This window comes from Pedobacter sp. HMWF019, from assembly GCF_003061025.1.
Classification (GTDB): Bacteria; Bacteroidota; Bacteroidia; order Sphingobacteriales; family Sphingobacteriaceae; genus Pedobacter.
Genome location: NZ_QAIL01000024.1, coordinates 63,340 through 79,705, shown reverse-complemented (window position 1 = coordinate 79,705; position 16,366 = coordinate 63,340). Strand labels below are relative to the sequence as shown.

Sequence of the window (16,366 nt, the reverse complement as noted above, 5' to 3'; positions counted from 1 at the left end):
GATTTAACCCAAATATTCAAATGTATGAATTTTTACTCTCTGTTTAAATGCAGGATGCAATCTTGTATCCCATTAAAATTATTGCTGGTTATGAAATTAACTACTATTTTACTGGTCGCATGCTTTACTCAGGTATTTGCTTCAGGTTATGCTCAGAATGTTAGCCTGCACAAGAAAAACGCTACGCTGAGCGTGGTTTTGAAAGACATTCAAAAGCAAACCGGATTTAGTTTCCTTTACAATACCAAAATGTTGAAGGAGGCCAATCCTGTAAGTATCTCTATCGAAGAAATGAGCTTAGACCAGGCGTTGAAGAAGATCTTTGATCTTCAGCCTTTAACCTATATCATCAACAGGAATACCGTTGTAGTCAAAAGACGTTCCGAGCCCACAGTAATGGTTCATGAAATCGTTACTGTGATGGGTAGGGTGGTGGATGAAAAAAATATGCCTCTTCCTGGGGTAACTGTAAAGTTAAAGGGGACAGTAACCGGAATGATGACAGGTACAGATGGATCCTATCGTGTTAAAGTTCCTGATAATGGGACGCTGGTATTTAGTTATCTCGGATATACAACCCAGGAGATCAAAGTGGATGGTAGGACCAGTATTGATGTTACAATGAGTGTCGATTTACAGCAACTGGAACAGGTGGTCGTGGTTGGGTACGGAACCCAGAAACGTTCGAGTGTTACAGGGGCTATTGACCAGATTAAGGCAAGTCAGGTAGAAGATCGTCCTGTTGGAAATCTTACACAGGCCCTGCAGGGAACATCTCCAAGCTTGGTTATTCAACAGAGAAGTATGAATCCTAATGATAATACAATGAATATCAATCTGAGAGGCGTGAGTACTATGGGTAATAACGCGCCATTGTTGGTTATTGATGGCGTAATTAGCGATGATATTGGTAATATGAACAATCTGAATCCTAATGATATTGAAAACATATCTATATTAAAGGATGCCGGAAGTTCTGCTATTTATGGCTCACGTTCTGCAAACGGTGTTATATTGATCACCACTAAAAAGGGCAAACTGGGCATGAAGCCGCAGGTTAAATTTGGAGCAATTATAGGAGCCCAGGATCCCAAGATATTAGTTAAGCCTCTAAAAGGATATCAGAATGCTTTGCTGCGTAATGATTCCTATATCAATGTAGGAGAAAAACCAATTTATTCTTCAGCGCAAATCAGTCAGTTCGCAACAGGTGACAGTCAGTATTTCCTGGATGGTATTTTAAAAAATGCACTACAGCAAAACTATAACCTGAGTGTGCAGGGGGGATCTTCGAATACTGCTTATATGATTTCCTTAGGTTATTATGACCAGGAAAGTAATTTTAAAGGGCCCGATTTTGGACTAAAACGTTATAACTTCCGCTCTAACCTCACTACTGATATTGGGAGACTCAAATTAACCACCATATTGTGGTACGACAGGAGTGATGGTAAAGCGTATCAGGGCGACACGGGATTTTTGATTGCAGATGCTTCACGTATTCCGGTATACAATACCTATATTCTGAAAGATGCAAATGGAAGATATTATAATAATGACGTTCTGACTGGCGGAAATCCACTCGCTTCATTAGAACATGGCGGATATACAAATACCAACAATGATCATTTTCAGGGAAGTCTGAATGCCGAATTTCAAATTATTGATGGGTTAAAGGCAAAAGGATTAGTTGGTTTTGATCTTCGTCCTGAATCACGTTTGATCAGACGGTTTTATTGGCCCATATACAATTGGATGGGGGGAGATAGTCCTGTAAATGAAAACAGCTCAAAGAACTATAGCATAGATGATTATACCGGCAAAGCTACCCTGTTGAACACACAGGCAATGCTTGATTACAACAAGACTTTCGGGAAATCGCATCAGGTTTCAGTGTTGGCTGGTTTCTCCAATGAGTCTTACAGGCAACGCCGTATTGAAATAGCGAGGAACTTTGTAGATCCGGTTCTGGGTATTCCAATTGAAGGAACTAAAATTGATGAAACAGCTAGCTATAATTCGCCTGGAGGTACCGTAGAGAGGAGTATTTATTCTTATTTTGGACGTGCCAGCTACTCTTTTGCAGACAAGTATTATGCTGAAGGAAATTTCCGTTATGATGGCTCCTCTAAGTTTTTGAAAGATAACCGCTGGGGATTTTTTCCTTCCTTATCATTAGGATGGCGTATTACCCAAGAGAAATTTTTTGAGTTCTGGAAAAATAAGATTGGTGATTTGAAGATTCGTGGTTCTTATGGAATCCTGGGTAATCAAAATATTGATGATTATCAAACCTTCACTACCTATGATATTTACCAGAACCAATATGGATTCAACAACGTTGCGGTGCCAGGTACAGGGTATACCTTCGGTAATCCTGACCTAAAATGGGAAACCTCTTCATCATTCAATATAGGAGCAGATGCAACTTTTCTAAAAGGAAGCTTAACAGCTACTTTTGATTACTTTCATAAGACAACTAAAGATATCTTGCTTACACCTCAGACTCCACTTACTTTAGGTGGTGCTGTTCCTAAAGCCAATTTGGGTGAAATGGCGAATCAGGGATGGGAATTTAGCTTGAATTATAATTTAAACCTTAACGGAGTACGTCAGTCATTTGGGTTCAATGTTGGAGATTCCTGGAATAAGGTGACCAAATTCGAAGGGTATGAGCAAATCAGTAAATCAGATGAGATTGAACGTATCATTCGTGTTGGACTACCATTATATAGCTATTATGGTTATAAAACAGATGGTTTATTCAAAAATGAAGATGACATCAGGAACTCCGCGCTTCCTGTCGGTATATTACCTCAGCCTGGAGATGTAAAATATAAAGACCGGAATGGAGATGGGGTTATTGACGACAACGACAGGTATGTACTGGGCAATGCTTTTCCACGTCTTACTTTTGGGTTCAGCTATGATGTTCAATGGAAAGGATTTGATCTGAACATGTTATGGCAAGGGGTTGGTAAACGCGATATGGCGCTAAGAGGAGAGACCATAGAGCCATTTCACAGTGGTTATTCTTTCGTCATGTTTGAACATCAGCTCGATTACTGGACCCCGGCAAACCCTGATGCCAAATGGCCAAGACTTACCCCTCAAGGTAATGCCTCTACAGTTAATAACTATGGCAAAGGATCTGACTTTAATATTTTCGATGGAAGATATATACGTCTGAAAAATATTCAGATTGGATATACGCTCCCTAAAACTCTGACAAAAAGAATTGGAATGAGTAAGCTGCGTGTATTTGTCGATGGACAGAACCTGCTTACTTTCAGTAAGAATTCTTTCGTGGATCCGGAATCTACCGAGTTTGGCGGGAACATGAATGCGAGTGGTGCAAACAGTGCACGCAATTATCCCCTGCTGAAATATATAGGCGGTGGTTTTAATGTAGAGTTTTAATGAACAATATATAAAGGAATCATGACAAGGAAATTTAAAATATATGCTCATCTTACATTACTGGCGGCGGGCCTATTCATTTCCAGCTGCGTAAAGCTGGATGTAACGCCAACAAATAAATTTACTGATGAAACTTACTGGACATCAGAAGATAAAGCCAATTCTGTTTTGAATATGGCTTACCGGCAAATGTTTACCAGTGATTATTTTATCACCAATGAAATATTGAGTGATAATGTTTATAATGGGTATGGAGCATCCAATGAAAAAATAATTGCTACCGGACTTGCAGATGCTTCTAACGGTCGGTTCGAAAGTGAATGGGGAGCCTGTTATGGCGGAATCAAAACCTGCCATACATTCTTGGCTAATGTGGACCGGGTAACAGCGATGAGTAATAGTGTTAAGGAAAAAAGGAAGGCTGAAATCCGGTTTATCAGGGCATCACTTTATCTTGAGCTCACCACCTGGTATGGTGATGTGCCTCACTTTACAGTGGATATTACACCCGAGCAGGCCAAAACAATAACACGTAAGCCTCATGCCGAGATTATGGAATGGATCCATAAAGAACTGGATGAAGTCGCAGCTATTTTGCCAAGCAGTTCGGAATACCCTGCAGCAGATAATGGCAGAATAACCAGAGGTGCTGCCGTTGCTTTGAATGCCCGTGCTTATTTGTATGAGAACAATTGGGCAAAAGTGGCAGAATATTGTGATAAGCTGATTAATAGTTCAGCTTATGGTACATATAGTTTATTCTCTAATTATGAAGAGCTATTCTGGGTAAAAAATGAATACAATAGTGAAATCATCTTAAGCCTTCAATACGTACCAGATCTTAGAACCTGGGGAAATCTTGTAGATTATGTGCCCATGTCTGCGAATGCACGTTTGAATAATGCAGCACCAACTCAAGGATTAGTGGATAGCTATCTAATGAAAAATGGTAAAAAATGGACATCAAGTGATCCGGATTATGCCAATCGTGATCCGCGGATGGGCGCAACGATTGTGTATGACGGATCTAAATGGCGGGACAGATCTGGAAATACTTATACTATAGAGATTAATCCCGATAGTAAAACATTAGATAAATATACCAATGGTTCTGCTGGTAGTTCTACTGGATATTATTACCGGAAATTTGCTGATCCAAGTCCTGCAGCTTACACGGGTGGCAGCTGGGATTCCAATCTGAACCTTCCATTAATACGTTATGCGGATGTATTACTGATGTATGCTGAGGCAAAAAATGAACTGGGAGGGATGAATAGTACAATTTGGAATCAAACCATTAGAAAACTTAGAGAAAGGGCTGGTTTTGACAATACCACTGAAGCTATGGATCTGCCAGCAATTGGTCAGACGGATTTACGGGAGGTTATTAGAAATGAACGTCGTTGTGAACTGGCACTGGAAGGTTTGAGAGCATTTGATATTCGACGTTGGAAAACAGCTGAGATCGTCCTGACGCAACCCATTCGAGGGGCTAAATTTGATAAATCCAGCGGAACGTATGATTATATAAAGCTTCCCGCCGGAAACTTTAGTCGAAACCGTGATTATCTGTGGGCAGTTCCAAGAAAAGAACTTCTGCTCAATCCAAATTTAAAACAGAATCCAGGATATTAACTATTAACAAGAAGCAAAATGAAAACATATATATTGTCAGCAGCCTGCTGTTTAACTATACTCTTATCTCTTTTTGGCTGTAAAAAAGATAAAGAATTTAAGGATGTTCAAGTAACTGAAGTAACTACATTTTACTCACCGGATGAGGCTAAAAAGATATTGTTAACCCCAACTGGAACAGTGTATTTTGAATGGGAGAAGTCTGTAGCCATGGATAATGGGGTGGTTTATTATGATGTTCTTTTTGATAAAGAAAATGGTGACTTCTCAAAACCCATTTATACAGTTCCTGCAGATAATAACGGAATAGGCAGGGGAGCAAGTATAACCCACAAAATATTGGATAGAATAGGAAAGTTTGCAGGAATTGGATCGGGTGAAGAAGGAACGATTAAGTGGACTATTGTAGCTTCCAGAGGAATTTCAAAAGTAATTTCCAAGCAGATTCGTTCTTTGAAAATCACCAGGTTAACTGGCATCGAGGCTCCTGCTTCCTTATACCTGACTGGAGAAGGAACAGAAGGTGGAGCTCAGTTGGCTCAGGCATTAACAGTGAAATCAATGTCTGGAGGAGATACCTTTGAAATTTACACGAAATTGCTTGGAGGAAAAAGCTATAAGTTTGTTGACTCAAAAACGAATGTGACCAGAACTTTCTCTGTAGATAATACAGGAAGTACTTTTAAGGAGAATGCAGATGGAGCAACAGTAGCAAAGGACGGAATATACAGGATCAATTTAGATTTTAATGCCGGAACGGTTTCACTGCAGGAAATTACTAAACTAGATTTCTTTATGTGTACACCACAGAAAAGAACAACCTTAACTTATCAGGGAAAAGGAATATGGAAAGTTAGTGATATGGTACCAGATTTTACTTCGGGTGGCTTTGGTGATGACAGGTATTTCTTCCGTATGACAATTGCAGGGGTAGAGCAAAAAGTTGGTTCCAGCAATTTAGACAATCAACCTCCTGCTGTAAAAACAGGTTCGTATTTCAACCTGTTTTTCTATCCTGGCGAAAATAATCAATGGAATTACTCTTTCAAATTTCCTAACCGAACGATACAGAAGTGTGATGTAATTGTTTCTTTTAGTGCAGAGATAGCAAATTATACACACGAAATTGTCTATTAAAGACTAAGGAAAAGACAAAGATTAAGTTAATGACAAGGTCAACTGTAAAAAATATACAAATGAAGAAAATGTTGTTGGTAATGAGTATAGCGCTAATATTTAGCGCTTGCTCGAAAATAAAAGACGAATATATAGATAGGAGTGCAAAATATGCTGTCAATTGGATTACTGCTGCCGATAGCGGCAGTAATACTTTGGCCAGTATTTATTGGAATACTACGGGCCATCATTTTAATAATGATAATCTGGGGACGACTGTCAGGAATGATTACTGGCCTGAAGCGCATGGATTGGATGTGCTGGTTGATGCTTACCAAAGAACAAAAAATGACATGTATAAGCAACGTATTTATGATTTTTATGAGGGAGTGAAAGCTAAAAACGGGGGCAGTTTCTATAATAATTATTATGATGATATGGGTTGGCATGGAATGGCCCATTTGCGGGCACTGGAGGCTACCGGAGATGTTCGCTATGAAGCATCATCTAAAGACTTATGGCAATGGATAACTGCTGGCTGGAATGATGCTGATGGTGGAGGAATCCCCTGGAATCATGAGAACACGACGGCGGGAAAAAGTAAAGGAATGCCATCAAATGGACCGGCGGCAATTATAGCTGCCCGCCGCTGGCAGAAGTACGGTGCGGCCGAAGTGATTAACGGGCATAATGACCTGGAATGGCTTTCTAAAATCTATAATTGGATGAAGGAAAACTGTGTGGTCCAGCAATCAGGCAGGGTGTATGAACAGCTGAATGATACTAAAGGGGACTTTACCTACGATGTTGGTACTTTTATAGGTGCAGCAGTAGAGTACTATAAAATCACAGGCAATAAGGTTTATCTTAATGACGCAATTAAAAGCGCAGACTGGGCCACAAGTACACTGGTAAATTCGAACAACAAAGTGCTGAGTGATTGGGCAGAACAGGAGGATCATGATGTGAACCTTTTTAAAGGAATTTTTGTAAGGTACTTTACTCAACTGATCAGGACCAAAGATGTGCCTGACATGACCAGGAAGAGATATATCAATTTTCTGAAAAATAGTGGCCAGATTTTATGGACAACAGGTACCGCTAAAACTCCTGTGGTTTTATTTGGTTATCATTGGTGGGCAGCACCAATTGGAGGGAAAGCGGCCTTACGCGCTGAGTTAAGTGGTGCGATGCTTATGGAAGCAATGGCTCTGCTTAAAAAAGAAGGGTATACTGATTAATTGATCGCAAGGATCTATCAGAATTATAATTTGCAGATAACCAGAACACATGAATAAATCACCTTTTATATTTCCAGGGAGCTTACTTACTGTTTTTTTATTATTTACGATTTCATTGTGGGCCACAGGACAGTCTAAAAAATATGAGCCCAATTGGGTTTCTTTGGATAGCCGACCACTTCCATCCTGGTTTGAAGACGCGAAATTTGGGATCTTTATACATTGGGGGCCTTATTCAGTGCCGGCCTGGGCACCAAAAGGTATGTATTCAGAGTGGTATCAGTACTGGCTCAAACAGAATGATAAAGCAGTTAATGAGTACCACAATAAGACTTTTGGTAAAGATTTTTCCTACTATAATTTTGGAGAGCAGTTCAAAGCACTGGATTATCAGCCAGACCAGTGGGCTAAGCTTATTGAGTCATCAGGTGCCAAATATGTGGTGCTCACTTCTAAGCATCATGACGGATATGCCTTATGGCCCAGTAAAGAAGCTTCCATTGCTTATTCAAGACCCTGGAATAGTATGGAGAGCGGAGCCAAAAGAGACCTGGCCGGCGAATTTGCTGCTGCTATCCGTAAAACAGATCTGAAACTAGGGTTTTACTATTCCTTATTCGAGTGGTATAATCCATTATGGCTAAAGGATAAAGATAAATTTGTGGAACAGCATTATTTTCCCCAGGTTAAAGACCTTGTGACCCGGTACAAACCAGACATACTTTGGACAGATGGAGAATGGGAACGTTCCGATAAAGAATGGAGATCGGAAGAGTTCTTGGCCTGGCTGTACAATGAATCCCCGGTTGGAGATAAAATCATCGTAAACGATCGCTGGGGAAAGGATACCCGTAAAAAACACGGAGGTTATTATACTACAGAATATGCTGCTGATTTTAAAGCAAATAAACCTTGGGAAGAATGCAGGGGCATAGGGTTCTCCTTTGGATATAACCGGAATGAAGATATCCAGGATTACAATACGGCACAAACATTAGTGTTGATGCTGGTAAATATTGTAAGCAATGGCGGAAATTTATTACTTGATATTGGCCCGCAGGCAGATGGTAAAATCCCGCCGGTTATGCAAGAAAGACTTCAGGAAATCGGGGCCTGGATGAAAGTAAATGGGGAAGCTATCTATGGCACACGAAGCTGGAAGAATCATTTCCAATGGTCCAAAGGAAGGACAGACTGGGCAGCAAAAAAAGAAGGCGGTGAGAGCGGTAACTATATTCTCAAGCAGACTGTAGACCCAGACCCGGGATACGCTGTTAAAGAAGTTTTTTTTACCAGGAAGAGAAATGATCTGTATGCGATTCTTCCAAAACTACCTGAAGGAAAATTTTTATTGAAAGATGTACAAGTGCAAAATAATACCGATATTTCTCTCTTGGGTTTTGCTAAATCGATTAAATGGAAAAAGGTTAAAGGAGATATCGAGCTGCAGTTTCCAGTAGTATCGCGTCAGGAGCTGCCTGTAAAATATGCTTACACCCTTAAACTAACCAATATAAATTAGACCCTAATCCATGAACCAAAAACCCTTGTTTACTGAAAAAAAGTATCTGGTTACACTTGTATTTGTTACCTCTTTATTTATGCTTTGGGGCATTGCCATTACGATGGCTGATGTTCTGAACAAGCACTTTCAGCATGTTTTAAATTTAACAAAATCCCAGTCTGCATTTGTCCAGTTTGCGGTTTTTGGTGCTTATTTTGTAATGGGGGTGCCTGCAGGTTTATTTATGAAACGTTTCGGGTATAAAAGTGGTGTACTGCTTGGTTTGTCGCTCTTTGCAGGAGGGGCTTTCTTATTTGTTCCCGCGGCCTATACCTCTTCGTTTGGTTTTTTTGGAATTGCTTTGTTTATTTTGGGCTGCGGCCTGTCTACACTGGAAACCGTAGCCCACCCCTTTGTGGCCTCATTGGGTGATCAGCGCACAAGTGATCAGCGGATTAATTTTGCTCAATCTTTCAACGCTGTTGGTGCGATGCTTGGACCTTATGTCGGGTCTTATTTCTTGCTGCGGCACAACACTCCCGGAAGTACCGACCTTACCTCTGTTAAACTTTTATATGTGGCCATTGGAGTTGTTATAGCAATCATTGCAGTATCCTTTTCCTTTGTTAAAGTCCCTCAGACTATAGATCCGCATGCGTCGGTAAAAGACGAGGGGGCTGTTAATGTAGATGTTGCGCCAAACAAGCCGCTTTTTAGGCATAGACATTTTGTATGGGCCGTGATTGCTCAGTTCTTTAATGTCGCAGCCCAAGCTGGTACCTGGGCTTTTTTTATCAATTACGGGCATGAAAAGATGGGCTTTAGTGATGAAAAGGCTGCTAATTATATGGTGTTGTTTATGGGTATGATGCTGGGCGGTCGCTTTATAGGAACATTTTTAATGAAAATAATTGCGCCTAATAAACTTCTTGCAACTTATGCAGCGGCCAATATTCTGATGTGCATTATTGTTGCTCAGGGTTTGGGATGGACCTCTTACCTGGCTTTGTTGATGATCAACTTCTTCTTTAGCATTATGTTTCCCACCATTTTCAGTCTGGGTATCAAGAACCTGGGTGCACATACACAGCAAGCCTCCTCTTTTATCTCTATGGGCGTGGTTGGTGGGGCCTTCTTTCCTTTTATTATGGGAAAAGCAGCGGATAGCTATGGCATTGAACATGCTTATTATCTTCCTATCCTTTGTTATATGGTTATCTTCCTGTTTGGCTACCGGTTTTATAAAGTCCACCCCTAGGGCATTAAGATGAAACGAAAGTAATTTAAGCTGTATTGAAAATGTTGCCTCTGTTTAAGAGTTAATACATTAAATTAAGAAATAATATTTTATAGATTTGCTGTATAGAAGATAAACATATGACAACCAAAGCGCTTTCGATAAAAGATATAGCTAAAAAAGCAAATGTATCCATCACAACAGTTTCTTTTATCCTGAATGGTAAGGCAGTAGAAAAGAACATCAGTACAGCTGTCATCGAAAGAGTGGAGAAAATCATTAAGGATGATGGTTTTAAGCCCAATCAGGTGGCCCGTAGTTTGCGAACAGGCAGTTCCAAGATTATAGGTCTGATTGTAGAGGACATTTCAAATCCATTTTTTTCCGCGATAGCCAGATTAATAGAGGATAAAGCCTATAAGAAGGATTATAAGATCATTTATTCCAGTACAGAGAATCATCCCGGAAAGATGAAAGAGCTGATCAACCTTTTTAAGTCAAGGCAGGTTGACGCCTACATCATTTCTCCTGCACTGGGCACGGAACAGGATATTCAAGGTTTGTTAGATGAGCATAAACCAGTAGTCCTTTTTGATCGTTTTCTTCCTTCTCTGGACGTGAGCTATGTAGGTATAGACCATTTCGAAGCTTCTTATAAGGCAACTGAGCACTTCCTGAAACTTAAGAAAAGAAATATCGCGCTGGTTACCATTGACCTTGATGTTGAACAAATTGTTAATCGTTACGATGGTTACAAACAGGCTATTCTTGACTATAACGGGACTCAAAATGAAGCATTTGTTTTAAAAGTGCCATTTGGGCAGGAAAAAGAAGCAACTATAGCGCAGCTAAAGGAGCTGTTTAAACAGTACACCGAGATTGATGCCGTGTTGTTTGCGACAAATTATCTGGCCATTAGTGGCCTTACAGCTCTTAAAGAGATGGGTAAAGTAGTTGATGCCAACTTTTCTGTAATTGCTTATGACGATGGAGATGTGTTCAAATTGCATACACCTCAGATTTCAGCCCTAGGTCAGCCTCTGGAAGAAATTGCAGAGCGGATCATCAGCTTGATTTTAATGCAACTGTCATCAAAGGAAGTGCTGGAAACGGAACGGGTGATCTTGTCAGGTGAATTGATTGTACGATAGCAAGCCAAAATGTATGTTAAATGTTACACCTGCTGAAAATAATTTTTCTGCAGAGTTGTAAAATAAAAATATTATTCCTCATATTAGTAAAACGTTTTAGTGTAGTAATCACTCAAATCATAATTGTATAATAATAACGTCTAAATCAACAACCAAATATAAACCAATGGCCATTTTGATGACCATAATGCAATATTTCAAGTTATGAAAAGGAGAACATTTATTAGAAACACCGGCGTTCTTGGTGCAGGTTTGCTCGCATCAAAAGTTTCTTTTGCTGCAGCGCCCGAATTTCCTGTAGTTAGAGTAGCCCCGGGAAAAAGACATTTCCAAAGCAAGGCGGTAGATGCCGCCATTAAAACCTTTCAGTCTAAAGTTAAAAATCCAGAATTGAACTGGCTTTTTGAAAATTGCTTTCCAAATACCCTGGATACGACTGTATATTATAAAGAAGATAATGGAAAGCCGGATACTTATGTCATCACCGGCGATATCGATGCCATGTGGTTAAGAGACAGCTCTGCACAGGTTTGGCCTTATTTGCAGTTTGTTAACGAAGATCTGGCTTTAAAGAAATTAATTGCCGGAGTAATCGCTCATCAAACAAAGTGCATCCTTAAAGATCCATATGCGAATGCTTTTTATGGAGATCCTGAAAAAGTAGGAGAGTGGAAAACAGATGAAACCACCATGCTTCCTGGCATACATGAGAGAAAATGGGAAATAGATTCCCTATGCTATCCCATCCGTTTGTCTTTCCATTATTGGAAAAAAACAGGCGATAAGCAGCCTTTTACAGACAATTGGAAAAAAGGAATCGAGGCTATTTTAAAAACCTTTAAAGAACAACAGCGAAAAACAGGCCATGGCCCATATCATTTCAGAAGAGTAACAGAGAAACCTACAGATACGCAGCCTATGGCGGGTTATGGGTTCCCAGTTAATCCTGTTGGACTGATCTGTTCTGCCTTCAGGCCGAGTGATGATGCGACGATATTTCCTTTCCTGATTCCTTCAAACTTCTTTGCCGTAAGTTCTTTGAAACAAGCTGGAGAAATGGTTCAGGCCATTTTTAACGATGCGACGCTTTCTGCAGAACTGTTAAGTCTGGCCGAGGAAGTAGATGCAGCTATTCAGAAATATGCGATCGTAAACCATCCGAAATATGGAAAGATCTATGCATTTGAAGTAGATGGATTTGGCAATACCTATCTGATGGATGATGCAAACGTACCCAGCTTACTGGCCTTACCCTATTTGGGATCAGTAGATCTTAGTGACCCAATCTACCAGAATACAAGAAAATTTGTACTCTCTTCAGACAATCCCTTCTATTTCAAAGGTACGGCTGCAGAAGGCATTGGAGGTCCTCACGTAGGTCAGGATATGATATGGCCTATGAGTATTACAATGAGGGCTTTGACCTCTACAGATAAAGAAGAAATTAAAAAGTGTATTCAGACCCTGCAAAAAACACATGCCGGTAAAGGCTTTATGCATGAGTCTTTTCACAAAGATGACCCTTCCAATTTTACCAGAGCATGGTTTGCCTGGTCAAATACATTGTTTGGAGAGCTGTTGTGGAAAACGTATCATGAAATGCCTGATATTCTAAAAGCATAACCTATTCAATGAACGCAGGAATGCTTTAGCCGGATAAAAAATAACTCACAAAAACAGATAATAATATAATTCAAATGAAGAAACCTATTGTATTAGGTGTTGATATAGGTGGCTCTCACATTACAGCAGCCCTGGTAAACTTAACAACCGGAACACTTCTTCCGGAGTCGCGGCAACGCATACATGTAAATTCTGATGACGCAGCGGGCGTGATCCTGGACAATTGGTGTCAGGTGATTAAAGAATCCTTCATTGCTCTGGGTAATGAAAAGAAACTGATCGGAATTGCAATGCCAGGACCTTTTGATTATGAAAAAGGAATCTCGCTGATCAAAGATCAGGACAAATTCAAAACCCTGTATCAGATAAATATTAAAAATGAACTGGCAGGCAGGCTGGAAATAGAGCCCGAATGCATTAGGTTCATTAATGATGCAGCTGGTTTTTTACAGGGAGAAGTTTATGGCGGCGCTGCTCGTCATTTCGAACGGGTTGCAGGTTTGACATTGGGAACCGGGCTTGGATCTGCTTTTTGTAAAGACGGTATTGCAGAAGATGCGGCATTATGGAATGCGAAATTTAAAGAGGGGATTGCAGAAGATTATTTATCAACCAGATGGTTTACCAGCCGGTATTTTCAGTTGACTGGAAAAGTTATCGGAGGGGTTAAAGAACTCAATCTTTCTGAATGTCAGGAACAACCTGTACAGCAGATATTTGAGGAATTTGGCCATAACCTTGCACAGTTTATTATCTGCCTGGTTCAGGAAAACCCCTGGGAGGCAATTGTTCTAGGCGGAAATATTTCCAATGCACATTTGTGTTTTATGCCTTATGTGCAACAGAAGCTGGATGAAAATGGAGTAACAACAGAAATCAGGATTGCAGAGTTGAAAGAAGATGCTTCTTTAATTGGAGCAGCAAGTTGCTGGAGTACTTTAGCAGAGATAGGAAATACGACATAAAATGAACCACAATAAAATTAATATCTATAAACAACACAAACAGAGAAACCATGATGAAAAGAATTTTTAGTGCCCTGCTTGTTTTGGGTACCACCTGTACTTTTGCTCAGCAGGGGGTTAATCTATCTGACCCTGTAGAATTGGTGAACCCTTTAATGGGAACACAATCCAAACCTGATCTGTCCAACGGAAATACCTACCCCGCAGTTGCAGTTCCATGGGGAATGAATTTCTGGACCCCTCAAACAGGAAAAATGGGAGATGGATGGGCTTATACCTATGATGCAGATAAGATCAGAGGATTTAAACAGACCCATCAGCCATCACCCTGGATGAATGACTATGGACAATTCGCTATTATGCCGGTTACCGGAAGTCTGAAATTTAAGGAGGATGACCGTGCCAGCTGGTTTGGACATAAAGCCGAAATTGCAAAACCCTATTATTATAGTGTATACCTGGCTGATGCAGATGTAACCACTGAAATCACACCGACAGAACGTGCAGCCCAGTTCAGATTTACTTTCCCAAAAACGGATAGTGCATTTGTTGTTGTAGATGCTTTAAATAAAGGTTCTTATATTAAAATTATCCCTAAAGAAAGAAAGATCATTGGTTATTCTACAAAATATGCCAGGGGACCACTGCCTAAAAACTTCAAAAATTATTTTGTCATCTATTTTAATAAAGATTTTACTTTATCCAAAACCTGGAGTGATAAAACCCTTAAAGATGGTTTGGAGCTGGAGAGTGATCACAGTGGTGCAGTGATTGGTTTTAAAACAGCTAAAGGTGAACAGGTTGTTGCAAAAGTAGCTTCTTCTTTTATCAGCTTTGAACAGGCTGAAATCAGTTTAAAAAGAGAATTGGCTAATGATACATTTGACGCCACCAAGCAAAAAGCTAAAAATGTATGGAACAAAACATTGGGCCGTATTAGTGTAGAAGGTGGAACGATTGATCAGGCACGCACATTCTACTCGAGTTTGTACCGTACTTTGTTCTTTCCAAACAAACTATATGAGATTGACGCCAACAATAAAATTGTACACTGGAGTCCTTATAATGGGAAAATCCTGCCAGGTTATATGTTTGCAGGTACCGGTTTCTGGGATACTTTCCGGGCATTATACCCTTTCCTGAACCTAATGTATCCGTCCATTAATAAAGAAATGCAGGAAGGACTGGTTAACGACTTTAAAGAAGGCGGCTGGTTGCCAGAATGGAGCAGCCCGGGTTATGCTAATATTATGGTCGGAAACAATTCAGCTTCTGTGGTGAGTGATGCCTATATCAAAGGAATGCGCGGTTATGACATTAATACTTTATGGGATGCAGTAACCCATGGTGCCAGTAATGAAGGTCCTATGGAGGCTGTTGGACGTAATGGTGTTGAATATTATAACAAACTGGGTTATGTTCCCTATGATGTGAAAATCACCGAAAACGCGGCTAAAACGTTGGAATATGCTTACGATGATTTTGCTATTTATCAACTTGGACGCGCCTTGGGTAAACCGGAAAGTGAGATTGGAATTTATGCCAAAAGAAGTATGAACTATAAGAATCTCTTTGATCCTTCTACAGGTTTAATGCGTGGAAAAAATCAAGATGGTACTTTCCAGTCGCCATTCAGTCCATTTAAATGGGGTGGTGCTTTTACAGAAGGCAATAGCTGGCATTATACCTGGTCTGTTTTTCATGACATTGCCGGTCTGTCTAAACTGATGGGAGGAAGTGAGAAATTTGTTCAGAAACTAGACTCTGTATTTAGCCTGCCTCCAATCTTTGATGAGAGTGCCTACGGTGGCGTTATTCATGAGATCAGAGAGATGCAGATCGCAAATATGGGGCAATATGCACATGGAAACCAACCGATCCAACATATGATCTATCTGTACAATTATGGTGGAGCTCCCTGGAAAACACAATATTGGGCGAGAGAAACCATGAACAGAATGTATAAAGCAACCCCAGACGGTTATTGTGGCGATGAAGACAATGGCCAGACTTCTGCCTGGTACGTTTTTTCTGCCTTAGGATTTTACCCGGTTACGCCTGCAGTAGATCAGTATGCACTTGGTGCGCCTCTGTTTAAGAAGATAACCCTAAAGCTTGAAAATGGTAAAACAGTAACCATTAATGCGCCAGGTAACAGTGAGGAAAACCGGTACGTACAGTCTCTGCAGATTAATGGAAAACCCTATTCAAAAAACTGGATCAGCCATTCCGGTTTGCAAAATGGAGGCGTGCTGAACTTTAATATGTCTGCTGTTCCAAATAAACAAAGAGGATCAGACCCTGCAGATTTCCCTTATTCCTTTTCCACTGAAAAGGCTAAAAAATAAAATTCAAACGCTTAATGCCAATTGAGCTGATGAATTCGCTAAAATGGACCAATAAACTGGAGCAATTTTTCAACTAATTGCAGCCAAGTAATCAGAATTTTAGTGTAGTGTTTATGTTTGAATTGT

General features: G+C 40.2%; 10 protein-coding genes. All 10 read left to right on the top strand.

The window, feature by feature from the left end; translation table 11 throughout:
- The first annotated feature begins 90 nt into the window (after positions 1-90).
- The 10 genes from DBR11_RS01490 (at position 91) to DBR11_RS01445 (ending at position 16,240) form a co-directional block, all read left to right on the top strand.
- Complete coding sequence (locus DBR11_RS01490) at positions 91-3,420, top strand: TonB-dependent receptor (protein WP_108549855.1); 3,330 nt, start codon at positions 91-93, stop codon at positions 3,418-3,420.
- Between the two features lie 21 nt (positions 3,421-3,441).
- A complete protein-coding gene (locus DBR11_RS01485) occupies positions 3,442-5,055 on the top strand; it encodes a RagB/SusD family nutrient uptake outer membrane protein (protein ID WP_108549828.1) in 1,614 nt (537 codons plus the stop codon).
- Positions 5,056-5,073: 18 nt separating this feature from the next.
- On the top strand, positions 5,074-6,192 hold the full coding sequence (locus DBR11_RS01480; protein WP_108549827.1) for a SusE domain-containing protein: 1,119 nt from the start codon (positions 5,074-5,076) through the stop codon (positions 6,190-6,192).
- Between the two features lie 59 nt (positions 6,193-6,251).
- Positions 6,252-7,412, top strand: coding sequence for a glycoside hydrolase family 76 protein (locus DBR11_RS01475; RefSeq protein ID WP_108549826.1), 1,161 nt, complete (start codon positions 6,252-6,254; stop codon positions 7,410-7,412).
- 49 nt (positions 7,413-7,461) lie between these two features.
- Complete coding sequence (locus DBR11_RS01470) at positions 7,462-8,934, top strand: alpha-L-fucosidase (RefSeq protein ID WP_108549825.1); 1,473 nt, start codon at positions 7,462-7,464, stop codon at positions 8,932-8,934.
- 10 nt (positions 8,935-8,944) lie between these two features.
- Positions 8,945-10,174 (top strand): L-fucose:H+ symporter permease, encoded by a 1,230-nt coding sequence (gene fucP, locus DBR11_RS01465; RefSeq protein ID WP_108549824.1) that lies wholly within the window; start codon positions 8,945-8,947, stop codon positions 10,172-10,174.
- A 119-nt stretch (positions 10,175-10,293) separates the two neighbouring features.
- The gene (locus tag DBR11_RS01460) at positions 10,294-11,304 is read left to right on the top strand and encodes a LacI family DNA-binding transcriptional regulator (RefSeq protein ID WP_108549823.1); all 1,011 of its coding nucleotides are present in this window, start codon (positions 10,294-10,296) and stop codon (positions 11,302-11,304) included.
- A gap of 204 nt (positions 11,305-11,508) precedes the next feature.
- On the top strand, positions 11,509-12,927 hold the full coding sequence (locus tag DBR11_RS01455; protein WP_108549822.1) for a glycoside hydrolase family 125 protein: 1,419 nt from the start codon (positions 11,509-11,511) through the stop codon (positions 12,925-12,927).
- A 74-nt stretch (positions 12,928-13,001) separates the two neighbouring features.
- Positions 13,002-13,892 (top strand): ROK family protein, encoded by an 891-nt coding sequence (locus DBR11_RS01450; RefSeq protein WP_108549821.1) that lies wholly within the window; start codon positions 13,002-13,004, stop codon positions 13,890-13,892.
- Positions 13,893-13,945: 53 nt separating this feature from the next.
- Positions 13,946-16,240, top strand: coding sequence for a GH92 family glycosyl hydrolase (locus DBR11_RS01445; RefSeq protein ID WP_108549820.1), 2,295 nt, complete (start codon positions 13,946-13,948; stop codon positions 16,238-16,240).
- The last annotated feature ends 126 nt before the right edge of the window (positions 16,241-16,366 follow it).